Source organism: Paenibacillus sp. FSL E2-0178 (genome assembly GCF_038593005.1).
Classification (GTDB): domain Bacteria; phylum Bacillota; class Bacilli; order Paenibacillales; family Paenibacillaceae; genus Paenibacillus_AQ; species Paenibacillus_AQ phytohabitans.
In genome coordinates, this window is sequence record NZ_CP151953.1 from 7,256,996 (window position 1) to 7,272,119 (window position 15,124).

The window sequence follows — 15,124 nt, forward strand, 5'->3', positions numbered from 1 at the left end:
ATTTAAGCGGGAAAACAGGGGGAAATCAGTTCTTTTCGTAAGCGCTTTCTGAAAAATCATCCTCCTGCAGTGAATCTTTCCGGCGGTAGACGGAGGGGGAGATTCCTGTGATTTTTTTGAACTTTTCACGGAAATAATCCACATCGCTGAACCCGACTTCGCTTGCGGCCTGATGGATTTTGCAGCCCTGGTCCAGCAGTTCCTTGGCTCTCCCGATGCGTACATTGTCCAGATAGCTGTTGAAGGAGCTGCCCGTACTGCTCTTGAACAGCTTGCCGAGGTACGCACTGCTGTAAGAGAACACATCAGCCAGGGTTTCCAGCTTCAGATTCTCGTCATAATGCCGGTGAATGAGGTCCAGCATCCGCTTCATTAATACATCCATCTCATCGCGGATAATTCCGCCTGCATATTGCTCCAGCAGATCCGTGATATAGCGCTGCAATTGGGGAAGTGAGGTATGCCTGTAGATATGCTGGATTTGCCCGTCCACCCGGCTCTGCGCCTGGCCCAGCTCCTTGAATTCCAGAGAGAGCTTATTGAAAAGTGCCGAAACCGTCCGTACGTAATAGGATTTCACAGCCATCTCCGATAAGCCTGCGGCACTCATGATATCCCCGGCTTCCTGGATCAGGGAAGGGATCACGGTGAGGTTCCCGGTATCCATGGCAAAATACAGCCGGTCCATCACTGGTGCCAGGCTGCTCTCCGCATCCGGGAGCTTAGCCGGAAGTCCCGTCTTCATCTTCAGCGAGTCCGGACCGATCATCCCCGGCTCATCATAGAAGAAATGATCCTTCATCCGGGCCAGCGCCGATTGATGGGAGACAGAGAGCTCTTCCAGGCTGTCCACCATGTCTCCGGCGGTAATAATACATTCCAGTCCCTCGGCGGCGGATGCTTCGCGGATATTCTGCACGATTAATTTGCGGACCAGCTCCTTCTGGTAAGAGGGCTGCAGCAGCACGCCCAGATAAGAATCCAGCGAGAAGACAATGCCCCAGCTGTTGTTCTCGAAGCTTGCCGTCAGCCTGGCCTTGACGGCGGTGGAAGGTCCGTTATCCGCATGATCCTGGAGCAGCAGCCGGATCAGGATTACCTGATAGGAATCCCAGAGCAGGCCGGATTCCATTGCCGGGTCCACAAGTGCGGGCGCTGCTGGGTGCAGGCGGTTCTCCATCAGCAGGGACTGGACGAGCATCTCCCGGCTCCATACCTTGACGGCGGCATGATTCCTGCGGTCTATAGTCCGTGCATTCAGCACGTCAGACAGGCTGGTCAGATACTGCTGCAGCTCATCTTCATCGACAGGCTTAAGCAGATAGTTGTCGATGCCGTAAGACAGCGCACGCTTGGCATAGCTGAAGTCGGCGTATCCGCTCAGGATGATCATATGCATATCGGCCTCATCCTCCCGCAGCTCCCGGATCAGCTCCAGTCCGTCCTTCCCGGGCATGCGGATATCGATAATCATCAGATCCGGGGAATACAGCTCAACCTTATGCCGTGCTTCAATCGCATTGGCCGCCGTATCCACCACCCGGTAGCCAAGACTCTCCCAGTCCAGCAGCGTGACAAGTCCTTCACGGATAGACAATTCATCATCAACAATTAATACACTATACATAGGAATCACTCCTTAGGGGGATGGCGAAGCTGATCTGTGTGCCGTATCCGCTCTGACTGGCCAGGTTCAGGCCGCATTCCAGGCCATAGGTCAGCTGAAGACGCAGGTGGATATTGCGCATTCCGATATTATTGGTTTCATAATCATCCTTGTTGTCCAGCATTTGCCGGATTTCAGCGATCCGGGCAGCTGAGATCCCTATTCCGTTATCCGATACCTCAACCTTGAGCAGGGCATTCTCGACCCTGATGTCTACTCTGACCATTCCGCCGTCCATCCGGTTTTCCAATCCGTGAATGACGCAGTTCTCTACCAGCGGCTGAATAATCAGCGGAGGTATTTGTATGGCATTCGCTGCCGGATCTACATACAGCTCATAGGCGAGCCGGTCATTATAGCGGAATTTCTGGATGATCAGATAGCAGCTTACGGTCTCCAGCTCACTTTGCAGCGCTATTCTCCCATTGCCCACCTCCAGATTCTTGCGCATCATCTTACCCAGCAGCCGTACCACCTGGGAGATGTCGGTCTGGCCCCGGGAATGGGCTTTCATCCGGATCGATTCCAGGGCGTTGAACAGGAAATGAGGGTTAATCTGGCTGGCCATCATCTTGAATTTAATCTCATTCTGCTTCAGCAGGGTGGCGTTCTTCTGGCGGTTCGATTCCTGCACCTCGCTCATCAGATCGTTGATATTCCTTACCATATGATTGAATTGCCTGGCCAGCTGGCCGATCTCATCCTTGCCGTCTATCACCAGCCTCGCCTCCAGATTCCCGGATGCGACCTTGGAGATATGCTTGCTTAAGTGCAGCATGCGTCCGGTGAGCAGCCGTGAGAAGTAGTAGATCAGGATAATTGCCAGAATCAGAGCCGAGATAATGACCATAGACGCCAGTGAGATAATCCGGTTGGGTTCACCCACGATGCTCTCTACCGAGAAGATGGAGATAATCCGCAGGCTGTTCAGGCTGCCCCCGGGATGCCAGTCATCGATCAGCATTTTGGAGGGCTTGCCGTCAATCCTTACATCAGCCGGCCCTTGTCCGGCAAGGGGAGACAGCGGCTTGAAGTCGATGTCCTCCAGCGTCTTGCCCAGCGTATCTGCACGGTTCGAGGCAACAATGTTATCGTTCTCATCAACGATAATTGTCTCGAAGGTCTCCTGATCCAGAATGGTGTTGAGCCTCTCCGTATTCACATTCACAATCAGCACGCCGGTTGTCCGCTGCTTCAGGAAATCGATCTTGCGGATCAGGCTGAGATAATACTGGCCGTTACGGTTGTCGCGGATATAATTCCAGCAGACCAGCCCTTTCTGGGCAAGGGCGGTCTGATACCAGGATTCCTGCGTTACTGCAGCATCTGCCTGGAGGAACTCCCAGTTGTCCAGCACCGTCGGGTTGTCAATGTACAGCCGGATGCTCGAGATTTCTTTGTATAGCCGGACGAATTCCCGGAAGTCCGGATAGTCCCAATAGGCCTGTACTACGTCGTAGACCGATTCATAACGGTGGTTGGCGGCCTCCTCCAGCCGGCTGTCATTGGACAGCCGGTAAGCGATATCGAGCGGGACATTCAGCATCTCGCCGGTTCTTTTTTTCACCCGGTCTACATTGGCTGTAATCTGCTCCAGTGCGTTATCCAGAGCCATATTCCGCAGTTCACTTGTCAGGAACACCCCCACAATCAGCACCGGAATCAGGACAACACAGCCAAAGGATAGAAAGAGCTTGGTCCTGAGCTTCAGATTGTTCATCAGGGTGATGATACGGGTATACACGAATACAATCCCCTCCGTCAGTCCATAATTGTTAACGCTTACATTAGAGTATATCTGCAAACTGTAAACCAATATATGTAATCTGTTTGGTTTTTATTGTCTTCATTTATGGAATTTGGAGAATTCAGCGGTTCTCCCTGACTGCAGATTCAGTCGGAGGGTGGGAGCGGTAACCACGTTAACGGTCTTCATTCCCAGTGAAGCAGGTTGTAATGGTTAAAAATGAGGTTGTAATCCGCGATTTTTTTTCGCCGGATAGCATGTATTATTGTAGGTGAATTACTATAATTTTGAAATACCACAACGGGTGCAAGGCCTGGCCGGGAGGGGAGGAGCAGCGCACAGATTCGAAGATTCATAGAGGAATTCCAGTAAAGTGGAGGAAGAGACATACTGTACATTCCGCTTTTCAAGGAGGAACCGCAATGCCGGGAAGAATGAAATCCCCATTCGTGAAAAGGACGCTGCTAAGCGCCGTATTCACTACAGCAGCCTTAAGTTTACTGTGGTTTGCCCAGCCCGCCTTTGCTTATGATCTGTCGAACAGCAATTTTCAGGTCAGTACCGGTACCAACGGCGATATCACCAGCCTGAAGCTGACCGGAGATAACTTCCCCACCAACTATGTCATGAATGCCACCAATGCCCCCAACCAGAATACGGCAGACCACCAGTGGCTCGGAGAGCTGATGTTCACTTACCGGCTGAACAACGGCGCCTGGACCAAAGCTTTAACCAATAAATCAGCCGACGGCCGCACGCAGAGCCAGACCGGCAGTACGGTCAATATCATCTACCAGAATTCCGCAAATGCCGAAGGTATCCGTAATTTCCGGGTGAATGAAAGCTATTCTCTTGTAAGCGATTACTTGCTCTGGCAGATTCAAGTGACCAACACCAGCACACAGACTCTGGAGATCGGTGATTTCGGCCTGCCGCTGCCCTTCAACGAATTCTGGACCGGCGGAGGAAATGAGCAGATTTATGAATCCAGAGTAGTCACCCAATCCTTCATCGGTAATAACAGCTCCTATGTGACTGCACAGCGCCCAAGCGGCATCGGCCCTTCCCTACTGCTGGTGCCGGATGCCACCACCGGCGCAGGCTTCGAGTACATGGATAACTGGCGCATCCAGGATCATGCGGGCAGCAAATGGGCGGGCGATCAGGGCGGCTGGGTGGAAGGCCTCTCGGTCTACTACATCCACTCCAATGTAATCAAGAGTACGGGGCGCGGCTACCTGCCGAACAGCAGCCTGACACTTGCCCCGGGAGCAAGCAAAACCTATGCCTTCAAATTCTTCAAATCAGCCAGTGAGCAGGCCACCAAGGACCGGCTGTACTCGGAAGGGCTGATTGATACCACGGTAGTACCGAGCTTAGTCGTGCCAACTAACCAGACGGCCAAATTCGACCTCCGCACGTCCAAGACTATCACTTCCGTAACTGCGCAGTATCCGTCCGAAACGACGGTGACTTCCCTTGGAACAACGGCAGGGGATCACAAGCTGTACTCCCTGCAGATGAATCACCTCGGTCCCAACAACATCACTGTTAATTACGGCAGCGGAGAAAAGACGACCCTGCAGTTCTACGCCATTGAACCGGTAGATACGGCGCTCCAGCGCCATGCCACCTTCATGGTGAACAATCAGCAGTGGAACGTGCCTGGGGATATCCGGGACAAGGCGTTCGATGACTGGATGATGCAGACCAATAGCAAACGCAATAATTTTGCCGGGTACTGGGGCTGGGGGGATGACTGGGGATACACACATGCCCAATTCCTCGCCGAGAAGAACGTCCAGAAGCCTGTAACCTCAGAAGTCACTGCACTCGACCAGTATCTGGAGACCACGATCTGGACGAACCTGATGGCCGGCCATCATACCGATTACCTGGTGCCTGACTTCCTCATGGCCGCGCCGAACACTACACCGACCTACCGGGGGTACGCTTACCCGCATATCTACAATACGTATTTCAGCATGTACAAGATTTCCAAGCTGTACCCCGGCCTGATCACCTATACGCAGCCAAGCAATACTTATCTGCTGCGGGCATATAACATTATGAAAGCGCTCTATGATGGTCCTGTAGCCTACAACTGGAATACGGGCCTCATGGGCGAGGTGACTACTCCGGAGATCATCAAGGCTCTGCAGGCAGAGGGCTATACTACCCAGGCCAATGATATCATTGCCAAAATGAATACCAAATACAACAATTTCGCCAGTACCGCATACCCTTACGGCTCCGAATACAACTATGACAATACCGGCGAAGAAGCCGTGTATATGCTGGCGAAGATGAACAACAACAATACGATTAAGAGTAAAATCAACACCAAAACCCGTGCCGTCCGCGGGAAAATGCCGGTCTGGTATTTCTACTCCGATCCGGTAACGATCAACGGGGAGCCCTGGTGGCAGTTCCAATACACCGCAGCGCTTGCCGGAACGGCAATGGATGACTGGGTGCGCAATAATTCCGCCACTCCTGAAGTAGAACAGCGCTTAACCTATGCTGCCAAGCTCGCGAATCTGACTGCGATCAACTCCGGACAGATCAGCTCCGATCCGGCGGATATCGGCGCCGTATCCTGGACGTATCAGGCGATGAAGGGCAATAACGGCGCACTGGGCCTTGACGGCGGACCGCTGTTCAATGGCTGGCGCGGCATGTCCGGCGAAGCGGATCTCGGCCTGTTCGGCGCGATCAAGCTGCTTAGCTCCGATGTGGCAGTGGACCCGATCTTCGGGCTGTACGGCTACGGCTGCGAGGTTACGGAGAGCGGCGGGAACTACATCGTCACCCCTAAGGACGGCGTATACCAGCGCCTGAATCTGATCACTGAGAAATGGGGCATGAGCCTGGAGCGGGACAAATACACTCTGGCAACCGTCGCTAAGGCGAAGACCAGTGCCAGCTTCACGCTCAGCAATGCAACACCGGGGACCGCACATGTTACGAAGGTGGCCTTTAACGGATTTGCCCCCGGAACTTATAACGTAACGGTGAACAATGTGGCATCCGGCAGCTTCACGGCAGTGAACGGGCAGACTGCAACCGCCAGCCTGAATATCGGCACGGGGTCTTCCTATGAGGTGAAGATCCAGCAGGGAACTGCCACCCCGGTCTCCTCCATCGTTGTCAACTACAACATGAACCAGTCCTCCGGAACAACGGTTACGGATTCCTCTTACGGCTTGAACCATGCGGCACTGACCGGAACCTCCACCTGGGTTACCGGCCGCACAGGTGCAGGCAATGCGCTGAACCTAAGCGGAACCAGCGCTTATGCCTCACTGCCGGCAGGCGTGGTCAGCCAGCTGAACGACTTTACGATCTCCGCCTGGGTCAAGATTACGGCTAATAGTGACTGGGCGCGAATCTTTGATTTCGGCACAGGAATAACCGCTAATATGTTCCTGGCGCCCCAGATTGGCGGCGGGGGGATGCGCTTTGCCATCACCACCGGCGGCAACAGCACCGAGCAGCAGCTTACAGCAACTGCACCGCTGGCCACCGGAGCATGGAAGCATGTCGTTGTGAGCCTGTCCGGCACGACAGGCCGTCTCTACCTGGACGGCGTACAGGTTGCCGTCAATACAAGCATGACACTGAAGCCTTCCAGCCTGGGCAATACCACGCAGAATTATATCGGCAGATCACAATACGGTGATCCGAATCTGAACGGCGCTGTCGATGATTTCATCATCTTCAACCGTGCCCTCAGTGCTTCCGAGATTACCGCACTCTTCGGAGGGACGATGCCTGCGCTGTCGGCTTCCGCTTCCCTGGAGGAACTGGATGCCCTGCAGCCGGATTCCGGGCTTGCCCTGCCGCCGCTTGACGAAGCGGATGGACAGCAGCCGGACAGCGAAGTCACTCCGCTGCCGGAAAGCAGTGCTCCTGATCCAGGTGCACCTGAGGTTCCTGTGACACCTGAAGCACCGGTAACACCTGAAGTGCCTGTAAGCTGACCTCCGGAAGTCTTCCAGAGAAATGCATATAGTGAAGAGGGAGAACCCGTGAGATAGGGGACTCCCTCTTTGTCGTTTATGAGGCGGACGGAGCGGCTGTCCTGGAATTTAATCCGGCTGTGCACACTCAGCGTTTCCGGATAAACCTGCTGCGGAAGTCCGACGGGGACAGGCCTTCCTTCTTGGAGAAGCAGGAGGAGAAATGGGAGACATGATGGAAGCCGACCTCCTCGGCAATCCGGGTCACGGACCAGGAGGTCTGCAGCAGCAGACGCTTCGATTGCTCGACCCGGTAGTTCTGGAGATAAGCCATAGGCGTCATGCCGTAGGCTTTCAGCATGCTTTTGGCCAGATAGTTGGAGTGGTAATTCAATTCCTTCTGCAGCAGCGGATTGTTGATGTCCTGGGTATAGTTACGGCGGATATAGAGCTCAATGCGTTCGGCAAGCTGGATGGCGGTAGCGTCAGAGGGGGAGGCGAGGTCACGGTCCAGATGCTGGAGGAAGGACTGAAAGGAAGCCTGGCGCTTCCAGTTCCGCAGGGACTGCGGTTCATGCTCCTGCTCGAAGAACAGGTTCAGCACCTCCATTGCCTTGGCTGTAATCTTCATATGCTTGGGGATGTAAATGGAACAGACGTCGGCATGATTGAGGTAGGCCTTCTGCTTATGGCTCTCAATCAAGGCACTCTGATTGTCCAGACATTCATCCATGCTCTCACATTCCTTCCAGCTGCCAAAGGTCTGGAAATGAATCCAGATAATCTTCGTATCCCCGGTGCAGGGAGCGCTGCCGTAATGATGCCCGTCCGGACGGAGAATGAGGATCTCGCCTTCCTTCAGCTGCCACTCCTTCCCGTCCTCAACGACCGGCAGGGTTCCCTTCAGCACAACAATCAAATCGAATACCCCGATGCAGTTGCGGTCGATGTGATAATCACCAGCCGTATAAGTGGCGTGGCCGCAATCTATGAAGTAAGGAATCGGCGGGGAAATGAAATGGAGTATCGGTGAGAGCATTTGATAAGCCTCCAGTAGGTTGAAATGATGAAAAATAAGGTTGGAAATCCTCGTTTTTTCTCATGATACAACATGTATTATTATTAATAAAGCGCTTTCTTTGAAGTTGGAAAGATGAAAGGAAAGGGCCCGGCAATTAACGGTTGGCGCAGTCAAGGGGTAGCTGCGTACAGGCGGGAGAATTCTGTAACAGAGATGAGAGGAGCGTTCCATATAATGAATGAAATTACTACAGCCGCATCCGGCAAAGTTCAGATCCAAGATGTGTTCTGGTCCGAATATATCCGTCTGGTCCGCGAAGTTATGGTTCCTTATCAGTGGGAAGCGCTGAATGACCGTATTGAGGGGGCTGTTCCCAGCCATGCGATCCGCAATTTCAAGATTGCTGCCGGACAGGAGGAGGGCGGGTTCAACGGAATGGTCTTTCAGGACAGCGATGTCGGCAAATGGCTCGAAGCGGTTGCTTATCTGCTGGAGACCCGGCGGGATTCCGCGCTTGAGGACATTGCCGATGAGGTGATTGAACTCCTGATTGCCGCCCAGCGGGCTGATGGCTATCTGAACACCTACTTTCTGCTGAAGGAACCGGGGCAGGAATGGAGCAATCTGGCGGAATGCCATGAATTATATTGCGCCGGACATCTGATTGAAGCGGCAACAGCTTACTACCGGGCTACGGGGAAAAGAAAGCTGCTGGATGCGGTCAGCCGCTATGCCGATTACATAGCTTCCGTATTCGGAACCGGACCCGGCAAGCTGCACGGGTATGACGGGCATCAGGAGATCGAGCTGGCACTCGTGAAATTATTCCATGCGACAGGGAAGCGGGAGTATTTAGAGCTGGGGCGTTATTTCCTGGAGCAGCGGGGGCAGCAGCCATCTTATTTCGAAGAGGAATGGGAGCGGCGCGGCCGTACCTTGCATTTCCCGGAACTCGACATGGTACATGATCCCCTCTACAACCAATCCCATGTTCCGGTCAGGGAGCAGGCCACTGCAGAGGGACATGCGGTCCGCCTGGTGTATATGTGTACAGCGATGGCTGATATCGCCCTGGAGACGAAGGACGCGGGACTGCTTGCCGCCTGCCGGAAGCTGTGGGATAACATTGTGAATAGAAGGATGTATATTACGGGCGGCATCGGGTCCATGGAACAAGGGGAATCCTTTACGGCCGATTATGATTTACCGCCTGATCTGGCTTATGCCGAGACCTGTGCATCTGTAGGGCTGATCTTTTTTGCCCGGCGTATGCTGGCCCTGGATCATCACCGCAAATATGCGGATGTGCTGGAGAGAGCCCTCTACAATACCGTAATCAGCGGCATGTCGCTGGATGGGACCAAGTTCTTCTATGTGAATCCGCTGGAGGTGTACCCGGAGGTTCTGGGCAAGAACAAGAATTATAAGCATATACAAGCAGAGCGGCAGGGCTGGTTCACCTGCGCCTGCTGCCCGCCCAATGTCGCGCGTCTGCTGGCTTCGCTGGGAGATTACATGTATTCTGCGCAAGGGGATACCTTATACGTGGAGCTCTATATCGGCGGACAGCTGGAAACGGTGGTGAACGGGTTGCCGTTAAGGCTCGAACAGCATTCCAGTTACGTTACGGATGGCAAGGTCCGCTTTGTGGTCGATCCGGAGCAGGAGCGGGAATTCACCATCGCCCTGCGCATGCCGGAGTGGAGCAATGAGGCGATAGTATCCATACAAGGCCAGGCCCGTACATACAGCGGCGGAAGTGCTGACGGGTATATTCATCTAACCCGCAGTTGGGCGCCCGGCGATGTCATTGAGGTGTGCTTCGCGATGCCGGTGCACCGGATGAAGGGACATCCGCATATCCGCCAGATTTTCTCCAAAGTCGCCCTGCAGCGCGGTCCGTTCGTCTATTGTCTGGAGGAGGCAGATAACGGAAAGCGGCTGTACCAGCTGCGTCTGCCTGCCGGGCAAGCCTATACTCTTGCCGAAGAACCGGGATTCCCGGCGGGCATTCAGACGCTGAGCGTCCCGGGGATCAGGGCACAGCCGGAAGGGGAGTGGGCAGCGGAGGGATTGTACAGCAGCGGAGCCTCCTGGACCGGCCGGGAGGTGCAGCTGAAATTCATCCCTTACTTTGCCTGGGCCAACCGCGGAGCTGGTGAAATGTCCGTCTGGGTTGAGGAGGAAGCTGGCAGATAAGTGGATATACAACTCCTGCTGCCGCAGAACAGAATTTAACCGGTGGAGCTTAATAGAGTACCAGAGTAATCAGAGGTGTCCCCAGAGCCGTTGCATGGCTGGCCGGGGCATCTCTTTTTGTGTATGGCGCCCGTCATACTCCGGCGGTCCATCAGCGATAGCACCTATGCGGACTGGAGAGCCGTTATTTGGCCAAATCAGGCCTTTTTGCAGGCTATGCGGACTCAGATGCACTTATCGGACCCGGCTTCCCTCATTTTAAGCCCGAGAGAGCAATATAACGGCTCCTGGGTCCGCGACAGGCAGTGAAACAGGTTTTTTCGCCCAATAAGGTCCTCTGAGTCCGGATAGCTCTGCGGGAGGACGCGTTCGTTTGCACTCCGCCGGCTAATCTACTCCTCACGAATATTATTTTAAATTTACAATTATGAATTTTTATTAGATAATATAACGAAACGTATCGTATCGTTTATTCATAGGCAATAACAGCGATTCAGGGGGTGAACCATTGAACACGGACATACACATAAATGTGAAGCACAAGGAAGCCCGCAGCAAACAGGGGATTCTGGAGGCGACGATTGAGATGCTCGCTGCAAACAGTTATTCCTCTTTAACTATTGAGGCAGTGGCGTCACAGGCCGGAGTAGGCAAATCAACCATTTACAGGTGGTGGAACAATAAAGCGCGTCTTGTACTGGATGCGTTTCTCATGACTGCGGAATCCGAGTTTGGTTTTGACGGAAATAAACCGATTCAGGATAACTTTAGGCAGCAGCTTGAAGCATTGGCGCGAATTCTGAACAGCCCGATCGGGAAGTCCACCTTAACCATCGTTACGGAGAATGATGAGATTGCCAAAGACTTTTACACCCTATTCTTAATCACCAAGCGAAATACAGCCAAACAGGCGCTCCAGGCAGCCATCGATAAAGGTGAAGTGAAGTCGGCGGTTAACCTGGATGTCGTCCTGGATCTGCTCTATGGTCCCATTTACTTTCAGATTCTGATCTATAAAAAAATCCCGGATGAGGATTACATCAACGATCTGTTGATCCATGTGATGAATGGAATCGCTGCTGCTGCGACAACTTAAAAATATTATTAAACCGGGGAGCTTTCCATCATGAATCAGACGATAAACAAGCAGAGCGGCAATCCAGGCTACTCTTTAATGACGGTCATTTTATTCTGGTGCGGATTGGTCATCTTAACCAGCATGTATATCACAATTCCTTTGGCCGATGTATTTACGCAGGCCTTTCAGATCAGCCCGGGTGAGGCCGCTTGGATCGGAAGCTCGTTCTCACTCTGTTATGCGCTGGGTTGTCTGCTCTACGGACCGTTCTCAGACAGATACGGACGTAAAATATTCCTGGCGGCAAGTATTATCGGGTTAACTTTAGTCACCGTTGCGATCGGATTTGTGGATAGCTTCTACGGGCTTATTGTCCTCAGAGGGGTTCAGGGGCTTATTGCCGCTGCATTCGCGCCGATTTCACTCGTGTATGCCGGGGAAATGTTTCCTCCCCATAAAAGACTCACAGCTCTCGGATTTATAAGCTCCGGGCTGCTGATGGCAGGCATTGTAGGCCAGGTGTTCAGCGGGCTGGTTAACGAATATTGGGGCTGGCACGAAATTTTCTTCATTCTCGGAGGGGTGTACGGGATTACGGCAGTCATTGTCATTCGTTTTCTCCCGAAGGATGAATTGCACCGCCCGAAAGAAAATGTGCTGCTAAAGTTCAAGCAGATGGCCGGGCTGCTCAAACAAACACAGCTGCTGCTGGCTTTCGCCATAACCTTTGTGCTGTTGTTATCCTTGGTCGGGATGTATACCGTATTAGGAAGTTATTTAAGCTCAGCCAAGTTTGGACTCTCCGCACAGGCAATCCTTTCGATTCGTGCAGCGGGCATCGCCGGAATGCTGTTGTCACCCTTCTCGGGAAGAATTGCCGGGCGGCTGGGGATGGCTGCCGTTCTGCGGGGCGGATTAGCTTTAGCTTCAGCAGGGCTGCTTGCTTTAGCCTTAAACCCGGGCCTGCCGGTTATTATCCTGATGAGTGTTGTTTTTGTGGCGGGGATTGCCCTGGTAACTCCCGTGGTTATTTCCATCGTCAGCCAGCTGGGCGGGAGTGCGCGCGGATCGGCAATTTCATTCAACGCTTTTATTCTGTTCTTAGGCGCCAGCACGGGACCCCTGTTAGCCCTGAAATTATTAAAGACGGAGTACTACCCGCTTTCCTTCGGGATTTTGGGGTCAATTATATTCCTGGGATTCCTGGTTTCTCTTCTATTAAAACTGCCATCCAGAAGGCCTGTCACAAGTGAACAGGTGTCTGCTGTACCGGCAGAATAACAGTTACTGTGCGAAGGCATGCGATGATTCCATCGTATGCCTTTTTAAGTTGATATTCTTGAACTAGCCGCTATCCGTTGACAATTTATAAAAAAGTAAGCTATTATCTATTTAAATGTCAGTAAGCACTGACAGTCATTAATGAAAGTAGAAACGAGGCGAATGAATGTAATGGACGATAACGTTCAATCAAAGGATAGTATGCGGACCAATCATGGTATGCCATTAATGCGTATTCTTGTTTTCACACTGATCATCTCCGTGATGAATGGAACGATGTTCAATGTGGTTCTTCCGGTGATCAGCAGACAGTTTCAGCTTTCGCCATCGCAGGTGAGCTGGATCGTGACCGGTTATCTGATTGTATACGCCATTGGCACAGTGACCTTCGGCAAACTGACGGACAAATACAGCTTGAAGAATCTGCTGACATTCGGTCTATTGTTCCTTTCTGCCGGCTCCATAGTGGGGCTACTGGCTACCGAGTATTGGATGATGATCGCCGCCCGTATTCTGCAGGCTGTTGGAGCATCGGTCATTCCTGCGCTGGCCATGATCATTCCCATCCGTTATTTTGCACCGGAAAAGCGCGGCCGGATGTTAGGCACCAACGTAATAGGGACTTCTCTTGGCGCTGCACTAGGCCCGATTATTGCCGGCTTCGTGTCCAATGCCTGGAACTGGCAGGTGCTGTTTGTGATTCCTCTATTGTCGCTGTTTACACTGCCGTTGTACCGCAAATATCTGGATGATGAGAAAGGCAGTGACAGCACAATCGACTTCATCGGCGGAGTTCTGTTGGCAGGAACGATTGCTGCCTTATTGCTTGCGTTGACTAACGGAGGGAAGGGGTATGCTGTGACAGGGGTTGTTATGCTGATCCTGTTCATGGTGCGTATCCGCTATGCTGCTGATCCGTTCGTCAAACCTGCTGTGTTCCGCAACAGACCGTTTACCTTCGGTTTAGCAATATACTTTGTAACGGCGGCTATAGGCTTCGGGACTCCGTTCACTACACCTCAAATGTTATCCCAGGTAAACCAGGTCTCACCAGCCGTTACGGGGATCATTATGCTGCCGTCGGCTCTTGTCACTGCATTTATGGGACGCAAAGGGGGCAAGCTGGCGGATGAGAAAGGCAATCCTTTTCTTCTATATACAGCGGCCAGCATTCTTATCTTTGGTTTCTTATGCTTGTCTTCTGTTGTGGGGATGTCACCGGTCTTTATCTCGGTCTTTCTTATCTTCAGTGTGCTCGGTCAATCTTTGATGCAGATTGCTTTGACGAACACCGTTTCACGGACGCTGCCGAAGGAGCAGATCGGAATTGGGATGGGCCTCTTGTCCATGTTTAATTTCATTGCCGGGGCGGTCTCTGCCGCTGTCTTCGGGAAGATCCTTGATATGGGCACAACTGCTATTCATCTGAACCCGTTCCCGCACAATAGCACTGCCTTCGTATACAGCAATATTTTCCTGGCGCTCGCGTTATTGGTTGCTGTAATGGTCTTGCTCTTCTTCCTTCAATTCGGGCGCAGTGCTAAAATACAAAGCGGAGGTGGATTAAGTGAGCGAAGACAGCAGTATAAGCAACAGTGACAAATTGCTGCTCGCAGCAATCGATTTAATTGCAAGCAAGGGGTATAAAGGGGTAACTACCCAGGAAATAGCTGCCGCAGCCGGATTCAGTGAGAAAACATTGTTCCGCCACTTTGGAAGTAAACAGAACCTGCTCGAAGCTGCCTTTGACCGTTTTCATTATGCTGAAGAAATGACCAGGCTGTTTGATGAGAAACTGATCTGGGATTTGCAGACAGACTTGCTGCTGATCAGCCGGACCTACCATGAAATCATGAACCGCAACCGGAAGATGATTATGATCAGCGTGAAGGAAGCGGATAATTTACCGGGGTTCAGTGAAAGAACATTGAAGCATCCCAGACAATTTATAAGTATTTTGACGAATTATTTCACGGTGATGGCCGGCAAGGGGAAGCTGACCGATGTCAATCCGGAGATTCAGGCCTATTCCTTCATCTCGATGAATTACGGGGTTTTCGCCAACAATCTGGATATTGGCACAATCTCACTTGAGGCATTCATTAAGGAGAGTGTACAGACCTTCACCAGGGGGTTAACTCCATAAAGAGAAGGCTATTCAATAAAAGAG

9 protein-coding genes are annotated in these 15,124 nt (G+C 52.4%); 6 read left to right on the forward strand and 3 right to left on the reverse strand.

Annotated features, from left to right (window positions below):
• Positions 1-25: 25 nt before the first annotated feature.
• A complete protein-coding gene (locus MHI42_RS31160) occupies positions 26-1,627 on the reverse strand; it encodes a response regulator transcription factor (RefSeq protein ID WP_342421696.1) in 1,602 nt (533 codons plus the stop codon).
• Positions 1,620-3,410 (reverse strand): histidine kinase, encoded by a 1,791-nt coding sequence (locus MHI42_RS31165; RefSeq protein WP_171721140.1) that lies wholly within the window; start codon positions 3,408-3,410, stop codon positions 1,620-1,622. Before MHI42_RS31165 ends, MHI42_RS31160 begins: the two co-directional genes overlap by 8 nt.
• Positions 3,411-3,835: 425 nt before the next feature.
• On the opposite strand from MHI42_RS31165, the gene MHI42_RS31170 reads away from it, so the two are divergent.
• On the forward strand, positions 3,836-7,396 hold the full coding sequence (locus MHI42_RS31170; RefSeq protein ID WP_342421697.1) for a DUF5695 domain-containing protein: 3,561 nt from the start codon (positions 3,836-3,838) through the stop codon (positions 7,394-7,396).
• 127 nt (positions 7,397-7,523) lie between these two features.
• Here the strand turns inward: MHI42_RS31170 and MHI42_RS31175 are convergent, their stop codons facing one another.
• On the reverse strand, positions 7,524-8,414 hold the full coding sequence (locus MHI42_RS31175) for an AraC family transcriptional regulator (protein ID WP_076244642.1): 891 nt from the start codon (positions 8,412-8,414) through the stop codon (positions 7,524-7,526).
• 216 nt (positions 8,415-8,630) lie between these two features.
• Between MHI42_RS31175 and MHI42_RS31180 the strand changes: the two genes are divergently transcribed.
• From MHI42_RS31180 to MHI42_RS31200, 5 genes are all read left to right on the forward strand, one after another.
• A complete protein-coding gene (locus MHI42_RS31180; protein ID WP_342421698.1) occupies positions 8,631-10,595 on the forward strand; it encodes a beta-L-arabinofuranosidase domain-containing protein in 1,965 nt (654 codons plus the stop codon).
• Positions 10,596-11,103: 508 nt separating this feature from the next.
• Positions 11,104-11,691 carry a TetR/AcrR family transcriptional regulator gene (locus MHI42_RS31185; protein WP_342421699.1) on the forward strand — a complete coding sequence of 196 codons (588 nt, stop codon included), beginning with the start codon at positions 11,104-11,106 and terminating at the stop codon, positions 11,689-11,691.
• Between the two features lie 30 nt (positions 11,692-11,721).
• A complete protein-coding gene (locus tag MHI42_RS31190; RefSeq protein ID WP_342421700.1) occupies positions 11,722-12,954 on the forward strand; it encodes an MFS transporter in 1,233 nt (410 codons plus the stop codon).
• Positions 12,955-13,173: 219 nt separating this feature from the next.
• Positions 13,174-14,553 carry an MFS transporter gene (locus tag MHI42_RS31195; RefSeq protein WP_342424841.1) on the forward strand — a complete coding sequence of 460 codons (1,380 nt, stop codon included), beginning with the start codon at positions 13,174-13,176 and terminating at the stop codon, positions 14,551-14,553.
• A complete protein-coding gene (locus MHI42_RS31200; protein WP_076244649.1) occupies positions 14,522-15,100 on the forward strand; it encodes a TetR/AcrR family transcriptional regulator in 579 nt (192 codons plus the stop codon). The genes MHI42_RS31195 and MHI42_RS31200 overlap by 32 nt, the downstream gene beginning before the upstream one ends.
• The last annotated feature ends 24 nt before the right edge of the window (positions 15,101-15,124 follow it).

Bases quoted from the DNA above. Each gene is read 5' to 3' on its own strand.
- MHI42_RS31160 (WP_342421696.1), bottom strand. From the start codon at position 1,627: ATGTATAGTGTATTAATTGTTGATGATGAATTGTCTATCCGTGAAGGA.
- MHI42_RS31170 (WP_342421697.1), top strand. From the start codon at position 3,836: ATGCCGGGAAGAATGAAATCCCCATTCGTGAAAAGGACGCTGCTAAGC.
- MHI42_RS31190 (WP_342421700.1), top strand. From the start codon at position 11,722: ATGAATCAGACGATAAACAAGCAGAGCGGCAATCCAGGCTACTCTTTA.
- MHI42_RS31180 (WP_342421698.1), top strand. From the start codon at position 8,631: ATGAATGAAATTACTACAGCCGCATCCGGCAAAGTTCAGATCCAAGAT.
- MHI42_RS31195 (WP_342424841.1), top strand. From the start codon at position 13,174: ATGCCATTAATGCGTATTCTTGTTTTCACACTGATCATCTCCGTGATG.
- MHI42_RS31175 (WP_076244642.1), bottom strand. From the start codon at position 8,414: ATGCTCTCACCGATACTCCATTTCATTTCCCCGCCGATTCCTTACTTC.